The organism is Xanthomonas sp. CFBP 8445 (assembly GCF_025666235.1).
Lineage (GTDB): Bacteria > Pseudomonadota > Gammaproteobacteria > Xanthomonadales > Xanthomonadaceae > Xanthomonas_A > Xanthomonas_A indica.
In genome coordinates this window covers 3665667-3683530 of record NZ_CP102594.1, presented here as the reverse complement: position 1 = coordinate 3683530, position 17864 = coordinate 3665667, and the positions used below count along the sequence as shown (strand labels likewise).

Below are 17864 nucleotides of genomic sequence, written 5' to 3'. Positions count from 1 at the left end.
AACATGTCCAGCGCATGTAGGAACGATGACGCCAAAAGTCGGGATTCGGGATTCGGGATTTTCGCGAGTGCGTCGCCGTGCCGCTTTTCTGTGGGAGGGGCTTCAGCCCCGACGCGGTATCGGTAAGGCGTCGGGGCTGAAGCCCCTCCCACAAAAAAGCCGCGGTGTCGCGGTTTCAGGGAGGGCGGCTTTTCTTTCAAAAATCGGCACTTTTTTCATGAAATCGCTTGACCGCGATTTGACCGCGGACAGCATGCTGCTATCCCGAATCCCGAATCCCGAATCCCGAATCCCGAATCCCGAATCCCGAATCCCGAATCCCGAATCCCGAATCCCGAATCCCGAATCCCGAATCCCAGCCTTCAAGCCACAAATGGCCGGAAATTGATCCCCAATCCCGCCATGCCCTCGACCTCGCCGATCAGGTCGGCGCGCTGCAGCGGCCGCGATTCGATCCACGGCTGCGACAGGATCAGGTGCAGGTTGGCGCCGTCGGCCTTCAATTCCAGCGCCGGGATCGGGTCGGCCTCGTGCGCGCGGTGCAGCAGCACCGCCAGGCGCAGCAGCGCGGCCTTGCGCTTGGCGCTGAGCAGCAGGCGGTCGGGCAGCGCGTCGAAGGCGGTCTTGGCCACGTTGCGGCGGTGCGTGCGCACCAGCGTGGCCAGCACCTGCTGCTCCTGCCGCGAAAAGCCGGCGATGTCCGAATGCTCCAGCACGTAGGCGCCATGCACGTGGTACTGGCTGTGCGCGATGGCCTGGCCGAGTTCGTGCAGGCGCGCGGCCCAGCTGAGCATGCGGCCGTCGTCGGCATCCAGCGCCCAGTCGCCGGCGACCTGCTCGAACAGCGCCATGGCGGTGTGCTCCACGCGCGCGGCCTGCGCCTCGTCGATGCCGTAACGCCGGGTCAGCGCGGCGATCGCGCTCTCACGCGGATCGTTCTGGCCGGCGCGGCCGAGCATGTCGTAGAGGATGCCTTCGCGCATGGCCGCCTTGCTCACCATCAGCCGTTGCAGGCCCAGCGCCTGGAATGCCGCCTCCAGCACCAGCACGCCACCGGCGATGATCGGCCGGCGGTCGGCGGACAGGCCCGGCAGGTCGATGTCCTCGATGCGCTTGGCCAGCAGCAGGCGATCGCGCAGTTGCGGCAGCGCCTCGGCGGTGATCGCGCCCTTGGTCAGCTTCATCGCCGCGCAGATCTCGCCGATCGCCTTGTGCGTGCCGGACGAGCCCAGCGCCTCGTGCCAGCCCAGCGCCCGGTACTGTCCGGCAAACTGCTGGAACTCGGCGCCGATCTCGGTCAGCGCGTCCTTCCACTTCTTCTTGGACAGCTTGCCGCCGGGGAAGAAGCGCCGCGTGCTGGCGATGCAGCCGGCCTGCAGGCTCTCGCGTTCCAGGGTCTGGAAGCCGCTGCCGATGATGAACTCGGTGGAGCCGCCGCCGATGTCGATCACCAGGCGCCGCTGGTCGGGCTTGGGCGGTTGCGCGTGGGCCACGCCCAGGTAGATCAGGCGCGCTTCCTCGCGGCCGCTGACCACTTCGATCGGATGGCCGAGCGCGGTCTCGCCGGGAATCAGGAAGGTCTGCGGCGAGCGCAGCTGGCGCACGGTGTTGGTGGCCAGCGCGCGCACGCGCAGCGAGGGCAGGTCGCGAATGCGCTGGCCGAACCGCGCCAGGCATTCCAGCGCGCGCTGCCGCGCCTCGGCGGACAGCCCGCCCTTGTTGTCCAGGCCGTCGGCCATGCGCACGGTCTCGCGCAGGCGGTCCACCACCCGCAGCTGTCCGAGCTGATAGCGGGCGATGACCATGTGGAAACTGTTGGAACCCAGGTCGATGGCGGCCAGCAGGTCGCCGTCGCGCAGCGGCGGATGAGTGGGGGAGGTGGCAGGCATGGCGGAATGGTAGCCGATGCGCGGCGCACGCCGTGGAGACGGCGCCGCGCTGTGCTCAGAGCCCGTCGAGCAGGGCCAGTTGCGCCGAATGCGGCGGCTGGTCCTGGCCCGGGGCCAGCTTGCGGTAGTTGCCGTCGGCGTCCAGTTCCCAGGCGTTGAGATTGTCCGCCAGGTAGTTCTGCAGCACCTCGCGGTGGATGCGCTTGACCAGATCCGGATCGAGGATCGGGAAGCCGGTCTCCACGCGCCGCAGCAGGTTGCGCTCCAGCCAGTCGGCGCTGGCGCAGAACAGTTCCGGCGCCCCGTCGTTGCCGAACCAGTAGACCCGGCTGTGCTCGAGGAAACGGCCGACGATCGAGCGCACCCGGATGTTGTCGGACACGCCCGGCACGCCGGGGCGCAGGGTGCAGGCGCCGCGCACGATAAGGTCGATCTTCACGCCGGCCTGCGAGGCCGCGTACAGCGCACGGATCACCTGCGGCTCGTTGAGCGCGTTCATCTTGGCGATGATGCGGCCCGGGCGGCCGGCATGCGCCAGCTTGGTCTCGCGTTCGATCCGGTGCAGCACGCCCGGGTGCAGGGTGAAGGGCGATTGCAGCAGGCGCTTGAGGCGGATCTTCGGCGCCAGACCGGACAACTGCTGGAACAGCAGGTGCACGTCGTTGCCGATGTCCACGTCGGCGGTGATCAGGCTCAGGTCGGTGTAGGCGCGCGCGGTCCCGCTGTGGTAGTTGCCGGTGCCCAGGTGCACGTAGCGGCGCAGCTTGCGGCCCTCGCGGCGCACGATCAGCAGCATCTTGGCGTGGGTCTTGTAGCCGACCACGCCGTACACCACCTGCACGCCGGCTTCCTGCAGGCGATCGGCCAGGCCCAGGTTGGCCTCTTCGTCGAAGCGCGCGCGCAGCTCCACCACCACGGTGACGTCCTTGCCGTTGCGCGCGGCCAGCACCAGCGCATCGACGATCGCCGAGTCCTTGCCGGTGCGGTACAGGGTCTGCTTGATCGCCAGCACGTTGGGGTCGATCGCGGCCTGCTTGATCAGGTCCAGCACCGCGGTGAAGGCGTCGAACGGATGGTGCAGCAGCACGTCGCCGGCGGCGGCGATCTCGAAGATGCCTTCGCTGTCGCGCAGGGTGCGCGGGTTCATCGGCGGATACTTCAGGTCCGGGCGCTGCACCAGGTCGTAGACCTGGTTGACCCGGCTCAGGTTGACCGGGCCGTTGATCCGGTAGACCGCGTTCTCCGGCAGTTCGAAGTTCTGCAGCAGGGTGCGCACGATCGACTTCGGGCAGTCCTCGGCGATCTCCAGCCGCACCGCCGGCCGATAGCCGCGGTTGACCAGTTCGTCGCGCAGCGCCAGCGCCAGGTTCTCCACTTCCTCCTCGTCCACCACCAGTTCCGAGTTGCGGGTGACGCGGAACTGGTAGGAGCCCATCACCTCCATGCCCGGGAACAGCTCGTCGACGAAGGTGGACAGCACCGAGGACAGGAACACGAAGCTCTGGCCGCCCTCGGACAGGCTTTCCGGCAACTGGATGATGCGCGGCAACGAACGCGGCGCGCGCACGATCGCCAGGTGGCCGACGCGGCCGAACGCGTCGGTGCCCTTGAGCACCACCACGATGTTGAGCGACTTGTTGAGGATCTTCGGGAACGGATGCGCCGGATCCAGGCCCAGCGGCGACAGCACCGGCATGATCTCGTTGCGGAAGTAGGCGCGCAGCCAGCGCTTCTGCCGCGCGTTCCAGGAGTGGCGACCGAGCACGCCGATGCCGGCGTCCTTCAGCGCCGGACGCAGCACCTCGTTCCAGCAGCGGTACTGCTGGTCGACCAGTTGCGCGGCGCGGTCGTGGATCGCGTTGAGGATGGCGTTGGGGCTCATGCCGTCCGGCGCCGGCGGCAGCCCGAATTCCTGGGCGTGGCGCACGGTGGCGGCGCGGATCTCGAAGAACTCGTCGAGGTTGGTGCAGGAGATGCACAGGAAGCGCAGCCGCTCCAGCAACGGCACCTGCGGATCCTGCGCCTGCGCCAGCACCCGGAAATTGAAGTCCAGTTGCGACAGTTCGCGGTTGAGGTACAGCGCAGGGTCGCGCAGCGGGTCGCTGGGAACGTCCGGTGGCGGCGTGGGCGGCAGGGCGGCGGCGCGGGGCATGGCGGTACTCGTTAGACGGAGGTCAGGGTGGCATGGTCGTGCCGCGGATGCACGCGCCCGGCACCGAAGTGGCAGGAGAAGGTGCTGCCCTTGCCGACCTCGCTCTCGATCTCCAGCCGCGCCTGGTGCAGGCCGAGCACGTGCTTGACGATCGACAGGCCCAGGCCGGTGCCGCCGCTCTCGCGCGAGCGGCTGCTGGAGACGCGGTAGAAGCGTTCGGTGATCCGCGGCAGGTGATGCGCGGGAATGCCGTAGCCGCTGTCGCGCACCGACAGCACCGCGCCATCGCCTTCGCGGGCGAAGCGGATGCGGATGGTGCCGCCGGCCGCGGTGTAGCGCACCGCGTTGGTGACCAGGTTGGAGAAGGCGCTGTGCAGTTCCTTGTTGGAGCCGACCAGGTCGCAATCGGCCTCGTCGTGGACCTCGATGCGGTGCCGGCCCTGGCTGTGCGCTTCGGCCTCGCGGCGCAGCGTGGCCAGCATCGGCGCCATCGCGATCGACTCCTCGTTGGCGTGCTCCTGCGATTCCAGCCGCGACAAGGTCAGCAGGTCCTCGACCAGTTGGGTCATGCGCTGCGACTGCTTGCGCATCTCGGCGATCATCGGCCCCGAATCCGGAAAGTCCTCCGGGTCCAGCATGTCCAGGTAGCCATGCACCACGGTCAGCGGCGTGCGCAGTTCGTGCGAGACGTTGGCGACGAAATCGCGGCGCACCTGCTCCAGTTGCAGCAGCTTGCTGACGTCGCGCGCGACCAGCAGCCAGTGGTCCTCGGAATAGGGGATCAGGCGCAGGTTCAGGCGCAGGCGCTCATCGACCGGCGAGGGCATGTCCAGCATCGGCTCGGCGTTGCGGCCGGCACTGAGCCAGTGCGCCAGCGGCATCGGCTGCAGGCGCTCCACCACCGGCGCGCCGAGGTCGCCGGGATGGCGCAGGCCGAGCAGGGTGCCGGCCGCCTCGTTGAACCACTGGATGCGCTGGCTGTTGCGGTCCACCACCACCACCGCGTCGGGCAGCGCCGCGGCGGCGGCACGGTAGGCGCGCAGCATGTCCAGCAGGCGCCGCTTGCGCACGCGCATTTCCGCCTGGCTGCGGTACAGCAGCCGGTCCAGCTCGTTCCACACCCCGGTGCCGGCCGGCGGCTCCCAGCGCTGGCGTGCGGTCAGCCGCCGCAGCACGCGCCGCAGCCGCCAGTAGTGCCAGCCCATCACCCCCAGCGACATCAGGGTCAGCGCCATCCACACGTGGCCGCCGATCCAGCCGACCAGCAACGCCAGCAACAGCAGGCCGGCGAGCGTGCCGAGGGTCTTCAACCAGGCGGAGCGGATGTGGCGGGGCATCGGGAACGCACTCTGTCGCAAAGGATCGTGATCCGTCCGCCGTTATAGCAGGCGCAGCCGGCGGTCAGATGGACGCAGAGAAGCGATAGCCGGACCCGCGGACGGTCTGCACCATGTTTTCCACCGCGAACGGCTCCAGCGTCTTGCGCAGGCGACGGATGTGCACGTCGATGGTGCGCTCTTCCACATACACGCTGCCGCCCCAGACGTGGTCGAGCAGCTGCGCGCGGCTGTACACGCGCTCGGGATGGGTCATGAAGAAGTGCAGCAGGCGGTACTCGGTCGGGCCGATCGGCACCGGCGCCTCGCCGGCGAACACCCGGTGCGCGGCGCCGTCGATGCGCAGGCTGCCGACCGAGACGCTGCCGTCCTCGTCGTCCTCGCGGGTGCGGCGCATCACCGCGCGGATCCGCGCCAGCAGCTCGCGCGCGGAGAACGGCTTGACCACGTAGTCGTCGACGCCGGCCTCCAGGCCGCCGACGCGATCGTTCTCCTCGCCGCGGGCGGTGAGCATGATGATCGGCACTTCGCGGGTCATCGCATCCTTGCGCCAGCGCCGGGCCAGCTCCAGGCCGCTGGTGCCGGGCAGCATCCAGTCCAGCAGGATCAGGTCCGGGACCCGGTCGGCGATCGAGGTCTGCGCCTCGCGGGCATCGCCGGCATGCACTGGCTCGAAGTCGCCCTTGCGCAGGGCGAACGCGACCATGTCGCGGATGGCCGGTTCGTCGTCGACGATCAGGATGCGTTTCTGCACAACGGCACCGTGGAACTGGGGAGGAAGGTCGCCAGTAGACTACGGTTTTATTACGTTTAAGTGACGCCTGCCATGGGTGCGTTTCAGCGCCGTTGCATGTCCGGGTCCTGCACGCCCTGGCGGCGCAGTTCCAGCACCGTCGGGGTGATCGCGGCGATGCGCGCGTCGATGCGTGCGCGCGCCACGTAGTCCAGGTCGCTGCGCTTCTTGAGGTTGTTGAGCTGGATCAGGGCCTGCTCCGGATGCCCGTTCAGATAGGCCGCCTCGGCATAGGCCTCGCCGGCGCGGGTGTCGTCGCCGGCCAGTTCGCAGGCGCGGGCGAAGGTGCGCTGGAACACCGGATCCTCCGCGGCCGCGCCAAGTAGCGGCCGCAGCACCGCCTGGGCGCGCTGGCCGGCCTGGCGGCCGCCCTGTTCGTTGAGGGCGCTAGCATAGCTCAGCGCCACCGCCCGGTTGCTGGGCATGCGCTTGACCAGCGCCTCGAAGCGCTGGTCGGCGGCCTGGCTGCGGCCGGCCTTGGCCTCGGCCTCGGCGACCGCCACGGTCAGCCACCAGTTGTCCGGGTGCGCCTGCAGCAGGCCCTCCAGCGTCTGCGCGACGTCCTGCGCGGCGCCGCCGGCGCGCAGCCGCGCCAGCGCCAGGCCGTAGCGCTGGGCATCGCTCAGGCCCTGCTTGCTGCCCTGGCGCAGGCCCTCGTACTCGCGGATCGCATCGGCCGGGGTGTTGGCGCTGAACACGCGCAACCGCTCGCGAGCCCATTCGAACTGGCCGCTGGGACCACGCGCGTAGTTGGCGAACGGCAACTGCAGGCCTCCCGGCAGCAGCGGGTTGCTGGGCGCGCCCAGCGGTTGGCTCAGCGACACGTCGTTCGGATCGACCCGCTCCTGCAGGGTGCCGCCGGGCACGCTGGTGGTCACGGTCAGGGTGTTCTTCTTCATCTGCTCGGCGCGCTCGCGCGCCTCGCTGATGCGGGTGGTGGTGACCGGGTGGGTCATCAGGAAGTCCGGGGTGCTGTAGCCGCCCTGGTTGCCGCGCATCGCCAGCGACATGCGCTCGAAGAAGCCGGCCATCGCATCGACGTCGTAGCCGCTGCGCGCCAGCGTGCGGATGCCGAGGCGGTCGGCTTCGGATTCGTTGGAGCGGGTGTAGTCGATCTGCCGCTGCTGCATCAGCCCCAGGCCGCTGGCGATCGCCGCCTGGGTGGCGTCGCCGCTGGAGCGCCCGCCGGCCTGCTGCGCCGCGACCACCGCGGCGAGCATGCCCAGCAGGATCGGGATCTGGTCGCGCTGCGCCCGCTCCACCCCGCGCAGCACGTGCTGCTGGGTGACGTGGGCGATTTCGTGCGATAGCACCGCGGCCACCTCGTCCTCGCGCTCGGCGGTCAGCACCAGGCCGGCGTTGACCGCGACGTAGCCGCCGAGGGTGGCGAAGGCGTTGATCTGGCGGTCGCGCAGCATGAAGAAGGTGAATTTCTGCTGCGGCTGGTCGCTGTTGGCGCCGAGCCGGGTGCCCATGGTCTGCAGCCAGTCGTCGATCAGCGGGTCCTCGAGCACGTAGCCGTAGCTGCGCAGTTCGGCCAGCATCATCTTGCCGTACTCGGCCTGGCGCGCCGGGGTCAGCAGCTCGCCGGCCGAGGAGCCGATGTCCGGCAGCTTGTTCTCCTGGGCCGGCGCCACGGCGCAGGCGGTGGCCAGGGTGATCGCGAAGGCGAGCGGCAGCAGGCGCAAGACGGGCTCCAAGAGGGCTGGCGGACGCCGGGGAGCGTCCGGGACGACGGTGAATCCGGGATGATTCGCAGTGTTGCGGCAGCGGCCTCGAAAATCCACCCGGCCGCTACCATAGTGGCTTGGACCTTCTACACCGCCCGGAGTTTCCCGTGGACAACCCAACTGCCGACACCGGCCACGCCGGCGGCCCGCCGATCACCCTCTATTCCACCGCGATCTGCCCGTACTGCGTGGCGGCCAAGAACTTCCTCAAGAGCAAGGGGCGGACCTGGAACGAGGTGCGGATCGACCTGGACCCTGCCGAGCGCGAGAAGATGGTGGCTCTGGCGCGGCGCACCAGCGTGCCGCAGATCTTCGTCGGCGACGTCCATGTCGGCGGCTACGACGACATGATGGCGCTGCACCGCGCCGGCAAGCTGGAGCCGCTGCTCGACGGACACGCCCCGGGGGCGCAGGCATGAGCGGCGCCGAGACGGGTGAGGGCGGCGGGGCCGGGCAGGACCGCGTCCGCGCGTTCACCGAGTTCCGCCAGCGCATGAACCAGCGCATCCTGGCCGAGCCGAACCAGGTGGTGCGGCGTTTCTTCGCGCTGGACACCCAGACCTACCAGGCCGGCGCGCTGGACGTGAAGACCAAGGAACTGCTCGGCCTGGTCGCCTCGCTGGTGCTGCGCTGCGACGACTGCATCAGCTACCACGTGGCCCAGTGCAAGGAGGCCGGGGTCAGCCGCGAGGAGTTCTTCGAGACCTTCTCGGTGGGCCTGGTGGTCGGCGGATCGATCGTGATCCCGCACCTGCGCCGCGCCGTGGACTTCCTCGACACGCTGGAGGCCGGCGAGGCCGCCGCCCCGGCGCAGCACGCGCACGACTGAGCCCGCCCCGGTCGGCCGGCGGCCGCCGGCGCCGGTTGCCGAAGGCTGCCCGGTTTTGGGCGCCTTCACCGGCTTCGGGCATAATTACCGCTGAAACCTCCTTGCGCCTGCAGCCCCGGTTCCCGGGCGGCGCTCCCCCCTCTTGTACGGAAACCGCAACCCTATGACGCAGACAATCACGGTCATCCGTGGCGATGGCATCGGCCCGGAGATCATGGACGCCACGCTGTTCGTGCTCGACGCGCTGAACGCCGGCCTCACCTACGAATACGCCGACGCGGGCCTGGTGGCGCTGGAGAAGCACGGCGACCTGCTGCCGGCCGCCACGCTGGAGTCGATCCGCAAGAACAAGGTGGCGCTGAAGAGCCCGCTGACCACGCCGGTGGGCGAGGGCTTCAGCTCGATCAACGTGGCCATGCGCCGCCAGTTCGACCTGTACGCCAACGTGCGTCCGGCCAAGTCGTTCCCGAACACCAAGTCGCGCTTCGGCGCCGGCGTGGACCTGATCACCGTGCGCGAGAACACCGAAGGCGCCTACCTGAGCGAAGGCCAGGAAGTGTCCGCCGACGGCGAGACCGCGCTGTCGATGGCCAAGGTGACCCGCAAGGGTTCCGAGCGCATCGTCCGCTACGCCTTCGACCTGGCCCGCGCGACCGGCCGCAAGAAGGTCACCGCGGTGCACAAGGCCAACATCATCAAGTCCACCTCGGGCCTGTTCCTGAAGGTGGCGCGCGAAGTGGCGGCCAACTACCCGGAGATCGAATTCCAGGAAATGATCGTCGACAACGCCTGCATGCAGCTGGTGATGCGTCCGGAGCAGTTCGACGTCATCGTCACCACCAACCTGTTCGGCGACATCCTGTCGGATCTGTGTGCCGGCCTGGTCGGCGGCCTGGGCCTGGCCCCGGGTGCCAACATCGGCGTGGACGCGGCGATCTTCGAAGCCGTGCACGGCTCGGCCCCGGATATCGCCGGGCAGGGCAAGGCCAACCCGTGCGCGCTGCTACTGGGCGCGGCGCAGCTGCTGGACCACATCGGCCAGCCGCAGAACGCCGAGCGCCTGCGCAACGCCATCGTCGCCACGCTGGAAGCCAAGGACGGGCTGACCCCGGACCTGGGCGGCAGCGGCAACACCATGGGCTTCGCCAAGGCCATCGCCGGCCGCCTCTGAGCCCGCGCAAGATCGCACAAACAGAAAGGGCGCCCCAGGGCGCCCTTTCTTTTGCTTGCAAGTTGTCTGAAGCCACGTCCGCTCATCGAGTGAGGGGAGTCGCTCTTGCGATTCCCCAATCCCGATTTCCGACTCCCGGCCTCAATTCCGCGACTGCAGCTTCGACAGCAGGCGCAGGAACTCCAGGTACAGCCACACCAGGGTCACCATCAGGCCGAACGCGCCGTACCACTCCATGTACTTGGGCGCGCCCTGTTCGACGCCGCTTTCGATGAAGTCGAAGTCCAGCACCAGGTTCAGCGCCGCCACCACCACCACGAACAGGCTGAACAGGATGCCGACCGTGCCGGAGGCGTGGATGTAGGGGATCTGGATGTTGAAGAAGCCCAGCACCATGGTCGCCAGGTACACCAGGGCGATGCCGCCGGTGGCTGCGACCACGCCCAGCTTGAAGTTCTCGGTGGCCTTGATCATGCCGCTGCGGTAGGCGAACAGCATCGCGAACAGGGTACCGAAGGTCAGCATCACTGCCTGCAGCACGATGCCGTTGAAGCGCACTTCGTACATTGCCGAGATCGATCCCAGGAAGAAGCCTTCCACCAGCGCGTACAGCGGGGCGGTGATCGGCGACCATTCCTTCTTGAAGATCGTGATCAGGGCCAGGATGAAGCCGCCGATCAGGCCGCCCAGCGCGTAGCTGGCCACGCCCGGGGCGATCATCGCGTTGCCCGCGGCATCGATCGAAACCGACTGGCTCCAGGCGAATACGGCGGTGAGCGCCGTCAGCATCAGCAGGATGCCGGTCTTGTTGGCGGTACCGTTCAGTGTCATCGCGCCGCTGTCGCGCGCGGCGACCGCGCTGCTCCCGGGCGAGACCACGGTGCCGCTGCGCAGATCGAGGAAGGTGGATTCCTTCAGGGCGGGATTGCCGCTGCGAAGCATGCTGTTTTCTCCTTCAAAAAAGGCGCTCGGCCGATGCCGATGGCAAGGCTTGAGCATAGCGCAGGCGATGTTGCGTGCATGCGACGTTGACAGCAGGCCGCAAGCTTCCCACAATAGCCGACCTTTCCGGCCTTGGCCGCGAGGGATGTTCCGCCGGGGTATAGCGCAGTCTGGTAGCGCGCCTGCTTTGGGAGCAGGATGTCGGGGGTTCGAATCCCTCTACCCCGACCAATCCGATGTCCAACGGCGGAAAGGAATGCGACAATCCAGCCAGGGCGCCCGTAGCTCAACTGGATAGAGCACCGGCCTTCTAAGCCGGCGGTTACAGGTTCGATTCCTGTCGGGCGCGCCAACACCGGCGCCGGGCAGGAGATGCAAGGTTTCAATGGTGGCTGTAGCTCAGTTGGTTAGAGTACTGGATTGTGATTCCAGATGTCGGGGGTTCGAGTCCCCTCAGCCACCCCATTGATCGCGTGACCCGATGCTTCGCGGGGTGTTGCAACGAAGCAAAAAAGCACATAGAATGTGCGACTCAGTTTCAGGGCCGTTAGCTCAGTTGGTAGAGCAGTTGACTCTTAATCAATAGGTCCAAGGTTCGAATCCTTGACGGCCCACCAAATAAAACAGCCACTTAGCGCAAGCCAAGTGGCTGTTTTTCTATGAGCCGGGAAAATTCCCGGGAAAAATACGCCGGGAACGTGCTACTTGCAGGTGCGCGGCGGCACCAGCGGCACGTCGTGGACGTGGCGGTTCGTCGTCTCCGGGTTCGCGTGTCCCGCGGCGTCTTGCTTGTCGCCCCGGTTGCCGGGGGTGTCGGTGATGCGGCGATGCTTCAGGCCATGCAGGCCGAACCGCGTTTCGGCATCGATCACCTTCTCCTTGAGCGCCATGGCAATCATGCGCTGCCAGGCGCTGTCGAGTGAGGATTTCCGCAGGGGCGTCCCGGACTGGCTCACCAGCAGCCGGCGCCGCTCGGGCTTGAGCTGCACCGGCATCAGCTATCCGCGGAGCTTGCGATGCAGGCGCTTTTCTTCCCGGCTCATCGGCGGTGCTGGCGGCGACTTGCGCGCTCCTGTCGCCACTTCGTGGATCAGCCTGGTGGCGTGCTCACATGCCCAGCGTTCAACCGATCGCATGGTGGCACCTCACGATCAAAAATAGGCGTGCGGGTGCCCCACTGTGCGCTCGTCGTGTCGATTGACGTTCGCGATCCATTTCTCCGGGATGGCGGTCATGCTGACGCTGGCCACCATCTGTCTGCCGCAGCGCAGCCAGTCCTTTTCCCATCGGTCAGTTTCCCAGCAGAAGCCGTCAGGTAGAGTCATCCGGGCGTGCTATCGGCGGCTTTCGCGTAGCGTGAGACCCATCTTCTGCCCTGGCTGAGCCGGTCAATGTCCTCGGCGGGCGATTACCGGCCGGGCCTTCGGCGGTAAGTGTGAGTTGTCTACGTAATGCGCCGCCGAGCAAGTGCCACAGGCCTAGTATGCGCGTGTCGAGATAGGTGTCCCAACAAAACGCTCAGAGGATCGAAAAATGGAATTTCCGCGCTGTTTCAAGGGTGCTGCATTCGCGCTGGCCATAGCTGCCGGGAGCGTGGCTGCGACCGCGCAGGCTGACCAACCCGCGGCGTCGACCACGACGACCAGGGTTGTCGAGGCCACATACCTCCCAGGGTCGAAGGAAGCCAAGCAGGTCCAGCAGTGGTTGCTGCTGCACGCGGATCCAACGGGGAGAATGTCTGGCGATCCCTACCACCTGGGAACGGTCACGGTGAAGTACACCGAGGTGATCTCTTCCAAGGCCAACGCCGCGGATGCGGTGTCCGCCCCGCCGCCGCCAGTGCCGCTGCCTGCGTCTGGCGCTCCAGGGGGCACCTTCAACGTGGGTAGCTGCGGTGGTGGCGTAAGCCAGTCTTGGTCCTACATGTGGGTCCCGAATAGCAGCGGTGGAACGTGGGTTGTCACCGATTACCACGCCACCCGCGTGAAGTCGTGTGGTAGCAGCGGCGCCTAGATCTCGCCTCCAGCTGAGACCGTCTCTGAGCTGTCCTACGGGGCGGCTTTTTGTGGGTCGAGGTGACCCCGCCAAGGGCTCCGCAGGCATTACCGCCCTCCTGGGGGCCTGCACAGCCCCGCGAGGCGCACGCCGACGCGGGGCGGAGCGGGAGGGGCCCGGATAGCCGCCAGCAGTTGGCGAGCGCAGTCGTCGCCCCGCCACGCCTGCGGTCTTCATGTACCCGTTTTTCTGCGTCCCTGCGTCCCCCGGTCAGGCTCGCCGCTGCTGACGCTCAGGCCGGTTCCAGATGGGTGTCTGCCCCTGCGGATCCCTGCGCGGGTGACCCCTCCGTAGCGCCCTCCGAGGGGCCGTAGCGGCTACCTGCCAGCCGGCCGAAATTTCCAGATGACCATCGGGAAGAGGTAACTAGGTAATTCGATGGGTTGGGATCAATTTAAGCCATTGATTTTAAAATAAAAGTGCTAGTTACCTCACGGGGTAATTTGAGGTAATTCGCCGAGTCTGGAAAAGTAATGTCATTGAGTTAAAAAGAGATTTGGATGAACGGGTTGCCTCTGCAAAAGGTAATCCCGTTACCTCAACATTACCCCGGCATTACTCTTGAAAATAAATTTATGTATTTGAATGCATTGAACAATTTCGCGTATTTTCTTTCAGGTTACCTAAATTACCTCTCTCCGATGGGCCTGAAAAATTGACATAAGGCCAGCCTGACGGGGCTCGCCAAAGCCGCTGCTATCGCCGGCACTCTCATCGCGGCACCGGCCGATGGCGCCCGTGCTGGCGCAGCTCGACTGCTCCTATGCCGCTGGCCAGGAGGGGCATTCCTTTTGTCCGGGTCGCCATGGCTGCGGCGCCCGGCGCCGGCCGCCGGCCCGGGCGGTGCTGATCCGCGGCGCCGAAGGCGGCCAAGCTCGCCGCCGCTATAGGCTTGACGGTCGCCGCCTGAAGCAAGGTTGCAGGACCAAAGCGCCCTACTGAGTCGTGGGGATTTTTATTGCCTAGTGAGGTGCGTCGGCATATCTTTGTCGCGCCGGCGGGTGGTTGGCAGCGCCCAGTCACCGGCCCATTCGACTGAAGTCTGCCACCGGCCTGGCCTCCCTTTATCTCGCCCATTCAAAGAGTACGGGAGGAAGAACCGAGGAGGGTCTAGATGACCTTTAAGTTCGAAGGCAACTGGGAAAGCTCTGGCGCCGGATGCTCCGTTTCGATCAAGTTTGAAATCTGGCTGAAGGTGTCTGCGATTCTAGCTCTGCTTCATTTCCTGCTGAGCTAAGGCGCGGCGCCTGGGGTAACTGGGGCACCGTCGGGTGACCCTTTTGCTATGCGCCGCCGCCGTCGATGACATCTGCGCGATGCAATTCAATCAGCCTTTTCAAATGACGGTCTCTTGCCTTCGCTCGAAGGCGTATCGCAAACAGGCCGCCGAGGAGAGACAGTATGATCACCGGAATTGAAATCCATAGCTGACGCCGGCCAGATTCGATCTCGATGAAGTTTGCCCAGACGCCGCCATCGATCTTGAGGCTTCCTATCCCGTCGTTATGGGTGAGGGAAATTCGCTTCAAAAGCTGACTTGGTTGAATATCGACGATCCTAGTGGTTGTCCAGCTACTCACGCCAATTGCCTGGCCCGCCCGCAGGGTCCCAAGCGAAACGCGCCTTGGTTCTTGAAGAACATGCTGTCGGCCATCTTCGTCGGTGAACGCCGAGGCGGTGAAGACCGGATCAAGCGTGAGCGTTACCCCGTTCGCCGGCAGGGTTCCCCTGTTCATTACCAATACGAATACCATAGTCTGCGCCTTCGCCTGACGCTCAAGAGCAGCCTGGTTCCATCCTTCGCCTTCGTTTCCCAGCGCATCGACCGCGACCGGAATCGAGGTGCGCGCCGCGCTCGCCGAGAGGACGACATCCGGCGGCAAGTTGGCCATGTTCGCGGACACGAGGCCGACGATTTCTGAAGAAGGCTTCGTCACTCGGTCGTAAAGCTGGACCAACGCGATTGCGATTCCAAGCACTCCGCCAGCTCCCGCGACGAAGACACCGAATCGAGTCCAGCCCTTGGATGCTTCCGCCATGATGTCCTCCACTGTTCAGCGCACTTTAGGCCTGAAGTGGGGACGCCGAAAAGCTTGATAGGTCAGTCGCAGTCTCTTGTGCGACTGCAGGCGTCGTGCGCCTCTCGCGTCCTTGCCGCTGGCCGGTGGTGGCTATCGGGTCGAGCGGCGCAGTTTGGTCGATGCCAAGTGCCGGCGACCGGGCGTTACAAGCTGCGCGATGGACCGGCATAAGTGGACGTGTGCCGCGTTGCCATGAAAGGCTTCTGAGGCCGCGGAAAAATTTGCGAGTTCAAGGTCTTGATAAGGAAGGTTTGGGAAAATTGCTTTAACTAAGGCTTTGATTTGTAAGCTAACAAGTGCTAATTCTTAATCAATAGGTCCAAGGTTCGAATCCTTGACGGCCCACCAAAACGAAAGGCACCTGCTCCGGCAGGTGCCTTTTTCTTTGTCGGCCGGCCTGCAACAATGTGCCGGCAGGCGCCATCCGGCGCCGCAGCGCGAAAGTGGCGGAATTGGTAGACGCCCTGGTTTTAGGTACCAGTGCCGCAAGGCGTAGGGGTTCGAGTCCCCTCTTTCGCACCATCCAACCCCCCACGGCCCCTCGCGGCGATGGCGGGTTCGGCGTCGCCACGGCGGCCGCCCGGCCCTGCGCTGGCAGGCGCCGCGGGAATAGGCGAAACTATCCGGCTGCGGCGGCTGTCCCGTGCCCGCGCCAACCCGTACTTTTCTACATCGTGCCGAGAGCCGTGGGCTCCCGGTGGCAGGAGTCCACATGCAAGCTTCGATCGAAACCACCGGTACCCTGGAACGGCGTCTAACCTTCACCCTGCCGGAGGATCGCCTGGAAACCCATGTCGGCGGCCGCCTGCGCGAAGTCGCGCGTACCGCGCGGATCAAGGGCTTCCGTCCGGGCAAGATTCCGGCCAAGGTGATCGAGCAGCGCTTCGGGCCGCAGATCCGCGCCGAGGCGCTGGACGGCCTGCTGCGCGAGACCTTCGATTCGGCCGTGCGCGAGCACGAACTGCGCCTGGCCGGCAACCCGCGCATCGACCGCGCCGGCGACAACGAGCTGCAGTTCGTGGCCACCTTCGAAGTGGTGCCGGACTTCGGCGACATCGACGTCTCGACGCTGCAGGTGATCCGCCACACCGCCGAGGTCACCGACGCCGACATCGAGCAGATGATCGAGAACCTGCGCCTGCAGCGCCGCACCTGGCAGCCGGCCGCGCGTCCGGCGCAGGACGGCGACCTGGTGACCCTGGAGACCTGGTCGCAGGTCGGCGACGAGCGCCTGCCGGCCGAAGGCGTGGAGAAGGGCAGCAGCGTGATCGGCTCGGGCGTCATGTTCCCGGCGATCGAGCAGGGCCTGATCGGCCTGTCCAAGGACGAAGAGAAGACGCTGACGGTCGACTTCCCGGCCGACTGGCGCGTGCCGCAGTTCGCCGGCAAGCAGGTCCAGGTGCACGTGAAGGCGGTCGATGTGGCCGCGCCGGTGCTGCCGGAAGTGGACAAGGAGTTCATCAAGAGCTTCGGCGTGAAGAGCGGCGATGCCGAGCAGTTCCGCAAGGACATCCGCATCAACCTGGAGCGCGAGCTCAAGGGCGCGCTGATGAATCGCCTGCGTCGCGAAGTCGGCGAGCAGCTGATCGCCGCCTATGCCTCGGTGGAAATGCCGCCGCGCCTGGTCGAGAACGAGGCGCGCGCCATGCTGGCGCAGCAGGTCGAGCAACTGCGCCGTTCCGGCCGCGACCCGGGCCAGGTGCCGGAGGACGCCCACCAGGGCTTCATGGAAGCCGCGCGCAAGCGCGTGCTGGTCGGCCTGCTGGTCGGCGAGGTCGCCCGCCGCAACGAACTGCGCCTGGACCCGAAGCGGGTTTCGGAGACGCTGCGCCTGATCGCCTCGACCTACGAAGAGCCGGAGCAGGTCATTGAGATGTACCGCAACGATCCCCAATTGATGGGAGGACTGCAGAGCCGTGTGATGGAAGAGCAGGTGATCGACTGGATCGCCGAGCGCGCCCAGCACACCGAGCAGGCGATGTCGTTCCAGGACGCGATCCGTCAATAAGACGACGCGTCGCCGCGTTGCGCAGCCGGCCTGCGCGACGCGGATCCCGTTTCACCTCCCCGCGGCGGCGGGGCGCAACACGATGCGAAGCCCTGTACACCCCCGTGCAGGGACGGACCCCGAGCAGCAGGAGATCACCACGTGGACAATGTGACCAAGGCCTTGAATCTGGTTCCGATGGTGGTCGAGCAGACCAGCCGCGGCGAACGCGCCTACGACATCTATTCGCGTCTGTTGAAGGAGCGCCTGATCTTCCTGGTCGGCCCGATCGACGACCACATGGCCAACGTGATCGTGGCCCAGCTGCTGTTCCTGGAAGCGGACAATCCGGAAAAGGACATCAGCATCTACATCAACTCGCCGGGCGGCGTGGTCACTGCCGGCATGGCGATCTACGACACCATGCAGTACATCAAGCCGGACGTGAGCACCATCTGTGTCGGCCAGGCCGCCTCGATGGGCGCGCTGCTGCTGGCGTCGGGCGCGGCCGGCAAGCGTTATGCGCTGCCGAACTCGCGGGTGATGATCCACCAGCCGCTGGGCGGCTTCCAGGGCCAGGCCACCGACATCGACATCCACGCCCGCGAGATCCTGACCCTGCGCGCGCGGCTGAACGAAATCCTGGCCAAGCACACCGGCCAGTCGCTGGAAACCATCGCCCGCGACACCGAGCGCGACAACTTCAAGAGCGCCGTCGACGCGCAGGCCTACGGCCTCGTCGACCAGGTGCTGGAGCGTCGCCCGGACGAGTCCATCCAGCCGGCATAAGGCTTGCATGTACTGCAAAACGCAGCGTATTCCGCAGGGCCGGGGTCGGGCTAGCGTCCTCCCGGCCCTGTGCTATTCTCGAAATCGAACCCCCGTTCATCGGGTGGGG

General features: G+C 66.3%; 14 protein-coding genes, 5 tRNA genes and 1 pseudogene. 11 read left to right on the top strand and 9 right to left on the bottom strand.

The genetic code is table 11. The annotated features are described in order from the left end of the window. Window positions 1-362: 362 nt before the first annotated feature. The 5 genes from ppx to NUG21_RS15735 all read right to left on the bottom strand — a co-directional run bounded on the left by ppx (window position 363) and on the right by NUG21_RS15735 (window position 7859). Complete coding sequence (gene ppx, locus NUG21_RS15755) at window positions 363-1889, bottom strand: exopolyphosphatase (RefSeq protein WP_263391358.1); 1527 nt, start codon at window positions 1887-1889, stop codon at window positions 363-365. Between the two features lie 55 nt (window positions 1890-1944). Beyond that, window positions 1945-4041 (bottom strand): polyphosphate kinase 1, encoded by a 2097-nt coding sequence (ppk1, locus tag NUG21_RS15750; RefSeq protein WP_242081642.1) that lies wholly within the window; start codon window positions 4039-4041, stop codon window positions 1945-1947. Between the two features lie 11 nt (window positions 4042-4052). Beyond that, window positions 4053-5378 carry a phosphate regulon sensor histidine kinase PhoR gene (gene phoR / locus NUG21_RS15745; protein WP_242081641.1) on the bottom strand — a complete coding sequence of 442 codons (1326 nt, stop codon included), beginning with the start codon at window positions 5376-5378 and terminating at the stop codon, window positions 4053-4055. A gap of 64 nt (window positions 5379-5442) precedes the next feature. Then, the gene (gene phoB, locus NUG21_RS15740; RefSeq protein WP_160959358.1) at window positions 5443-6132 is read right to left on the bottom strand and encodes a phosphate regulon transcriptional regulator PhoB; all 690 of its coding nucleotides are present in this window, start codon (window positions 6130-6132) and stop codon (window positions 5443-5445) included. 83 nt (window positions 6133-6215) lie between these two features. Next, window positions 6216-7859, bottom strand: a complete 1644-nt coding sequence (locus NUG21_RS15735; protein ID WP_242160364.1) for a M48 family metalloprotease — start codon at window positions 7857-7859, stop codon at window positions 6216-6218. 149 nt (window positions 7860-8008) lie between these two features. Here NUG21_RS15735 and grxC point away from each other — a divergent pair, with 149 nt between their 5' ends. From grxC to NUG21_RS15720, 3 genes are all read left to right on the top strand, one after another. Beyond that, the gene (gene grxC / locus NUG21_RS15730) at window positions 8009-8320 is read left to right on the top strand and encodes a glutaredoxin 3 (protein ID WP_019797147.1); all 312 of its coding nucleotides are present in this window, start codon (window positions 8009-8011) and stop codon (window positions 8318-8320) included. Beyond that, window positions 8317-8730 carry a carboxymuconolactone decarboxylase family protein gene (locus NUG21_RS15725; protein ID WP_184502513.1) on the top strand — a complete coding sequence of 138 codons (414 nt, stop codon included), beginning with the start codon at window positions 8317-8319 and terminating at the stop codon, window positions 8728-8730. The genes grxC and NUG21_RS15725 overlap by 4 nt, the downstream gene beginning before the upstream one ends. 163 nt (window positions 8731-8893) lie before the next feature. After that, on the top strand, window positions 8894-9901 hold the full coding sequence (locus NUG21_RS15720; RefSeq protein WP_019797148.1) for an isocitrate dehydrogenase: 1008 nt from the start codon (window positions 8894-8896) through the stop codon (window positions 9899-9901). A 141-nt stretch (window positions 9902-10042) separates the two neighbouring features. Here NUG21_RS15720 and NUG21_RS15715 read toward each other — a convergent pair whose 3' ends face one another. Beyond that, window positions 10043-10843, bottom strand: coding sequence for a Bax inhibitor-1/YccA family protein (locus tag NUG21_RS15715; RefSeq protein WP_019797149.1), 801 nt, complete (start codon window positions 10841-10843; stop codon window positions 10043-10045). 154 nt (window positions 10844-10997) lie between these two features. Here NUG21_RS15715 and NUG21_RS15710 point away from each other — a divergent pair. From NUG21_RS15710 to NUG21_RS15695, 4 genes are all read left to right on the top strand, one after another. After that, a tRNA-Pro gene (locus NUG21_RS15710) sits at window positions 10998-11074 on the top strand. Between the two features lie 44 nt (window positions 11075-11118). Beyond that, window positions 11119-11195 (top strand) — tRNA-Arg (locus NUG21_RS15705). A 36-nt stretch (window positions 11196-11231) separates the two neighbouring features. Next, a tRNA-His gene (locus NUG21_RS15700) sits at window positions 11232-11308 on the top strand. A gap of 76 nt (window positions 11309-11384) precedes the next feature. Continuing rightward, a tRNA-Lys gene (locus tag NUG21_RS15695) sits at window positions 11385-11460 on the top strand. An 84-nt stretch (window positions 11461-11544) separates the two neighbouring features. Here NUG21_RS15695 and NUG21_RS15690 read toward each other — a convergent pair. Further along, window positions 11545-11835, bottom strand: a pseudogene (locus NUG21_RS15690) (integrase); the annotation flags it as partial. A gap of 159 nt (window positions 11836-11994) precedes the next feature. Then, complete coding sequence (locus NUG21_RS15685; RefSeq protein ID WP_263391357.1) at window positions 11995-12168, bottom strand: hypothetical protein; 174 nt, start codon at window positions 12166-12168, stop codon at window positions 11995-11997. A 1844-nt stretch (window positions 12169-14012) separates the two neighbouring features. On the opposite strand from NUG21_RS15685, the gene NUG21_RS15680 reads away from it, so the two are divergent. Continuing rightward, complete coding sequence (locus NUG21_RS15680) at window positions 14013-14135, top strand: hypothetical protein (RefSeq protein WP_263391356.1); 123 nt, start codon at window positions 14013-14015, stop codon at window positions 14133-14135. Window positions 14136-14181: 46 nt separating this feature from the next. Here the strand turns inward: NUG21_RS15680 and NUG21_RS15675 are convergent, their stop codons facing one another. Then, on the bottom strand, window positions 14182-14937 hold the full coding sequence (locus tag NUG21_RS15675) for a hypothetical protein (protein ID WP_263391355.1): 756 nt from the start codon (window positions 14935-14937) through the stop codon (window positions 14182-14184). A 479-nt stretch (window positions 14938-15416) separates the two neighbouring features. Here NUG21_RS15675 and NUG21_RS15670 point away from each other — a divergent pair. The 3 genes from NUG21_RS15670 (at window position 15417) to clpP (ending at window position 17755) form a co-directional block, all read left to right on the top strand. Continuing rightward, window positions 15417-15501 (top strand) — tRNA-Leu (locus NUG21_RS15670). A gap of 190 nt (window positions 15502-15691) precedes the next feature. Then, on the top strand, window positions 15692-16987 hold the full coding sequence (gene tig / locus NUG21_RS15665) for a trigger factor (RefSeq protein ID WP_263391354.1): 1296 nt from the start codon (window positions 15692-15694) through the stop codon (window positions 16985-16987). Between the two features lie 141 nt (window positions 16988-17128). Beyond that, window positions 17129-17755 (top strand): ATP-dependent Clp endopeptidase proteolytic subunit ClpP, encoded by a 627-nt coding sequence (gene clpP, locus NUG21_RS15660; RefSeq protein WP_017907831.1) that lies wholly within the window; start codon window positions 17129-17131, stop codon window positions 17753-17755. Window positions 17756-17864 lie beyond the last annotated feature (109 nt).

Coding starts and splice junctions, on each gene's coding strand:
- ppx (WP_263391358.1), bottom strand. CDS start 1,889: ATGCCTGCCACCTCCCCCACTCATCCGCCGCTGCGCGACGGCGACCTG.
- ppk1 (WP_242081642.1), bottom strand. CDS start 4,041: ATGCCCCGCGCCGCCGCCCTGCCGCCCACGCCGCCACCGGACGTTCCC.
- phoR (WP_242081641.1), bottom strand. CDS start 5,378: ATGCCCCGCCACATCCGCTCCGCCTGGTTGAAGACCCTCGGCACGCTC.
- NUG21_RS15725 (WP_184502513.1), top strand. CDS start 8,317: ATGAGCGGCGCCGAGACGGGTGAGGGCGGCGGGGCCGGGCAGGACCGC.
- NUG21_RS15720 (WP_019797148.1), top strand. CDS start 8,894: ATGACGCAGACAATCACGGTCATCCGTGGCGATGGCATCGGCCCGGAG.
- NUG21_RS15715 (WP_019797149.1), bottom strand. CDS start 10,843: ATGCTTCGCAGCGGCAATCCCGCCCTGAAGGAATCCACCTTCCTCGAT.
- NUG21_RS15685 (WP_263391357.1), bottom strand. CDS start 12,168: ATGACTCTACCTGACGGCTTCTGCTGGGAAACTGACCGATGGGAAAAG.
- NUG21_RS15680 (WP_263391356.1), top strand. CDS start 14,013: ATGACCTTTAAGTTCGAAGGCAACTGGGAAAGCTCTGGCGCCGGATGC.
- NUG21_RS15675 (WP_263391355.1), bottom strand. CDS start 14,937: ATGGCGGAAGCATCCAAGGGCTGGACTCGATTCGGTGTCTTCGTCGCG.
- tig (WP_263391354.1), top strand. CDS start 15,692: ATGCAAGCTTCGATCGAAACCACCGGTACCCTGGAACGGCGTCTAACC.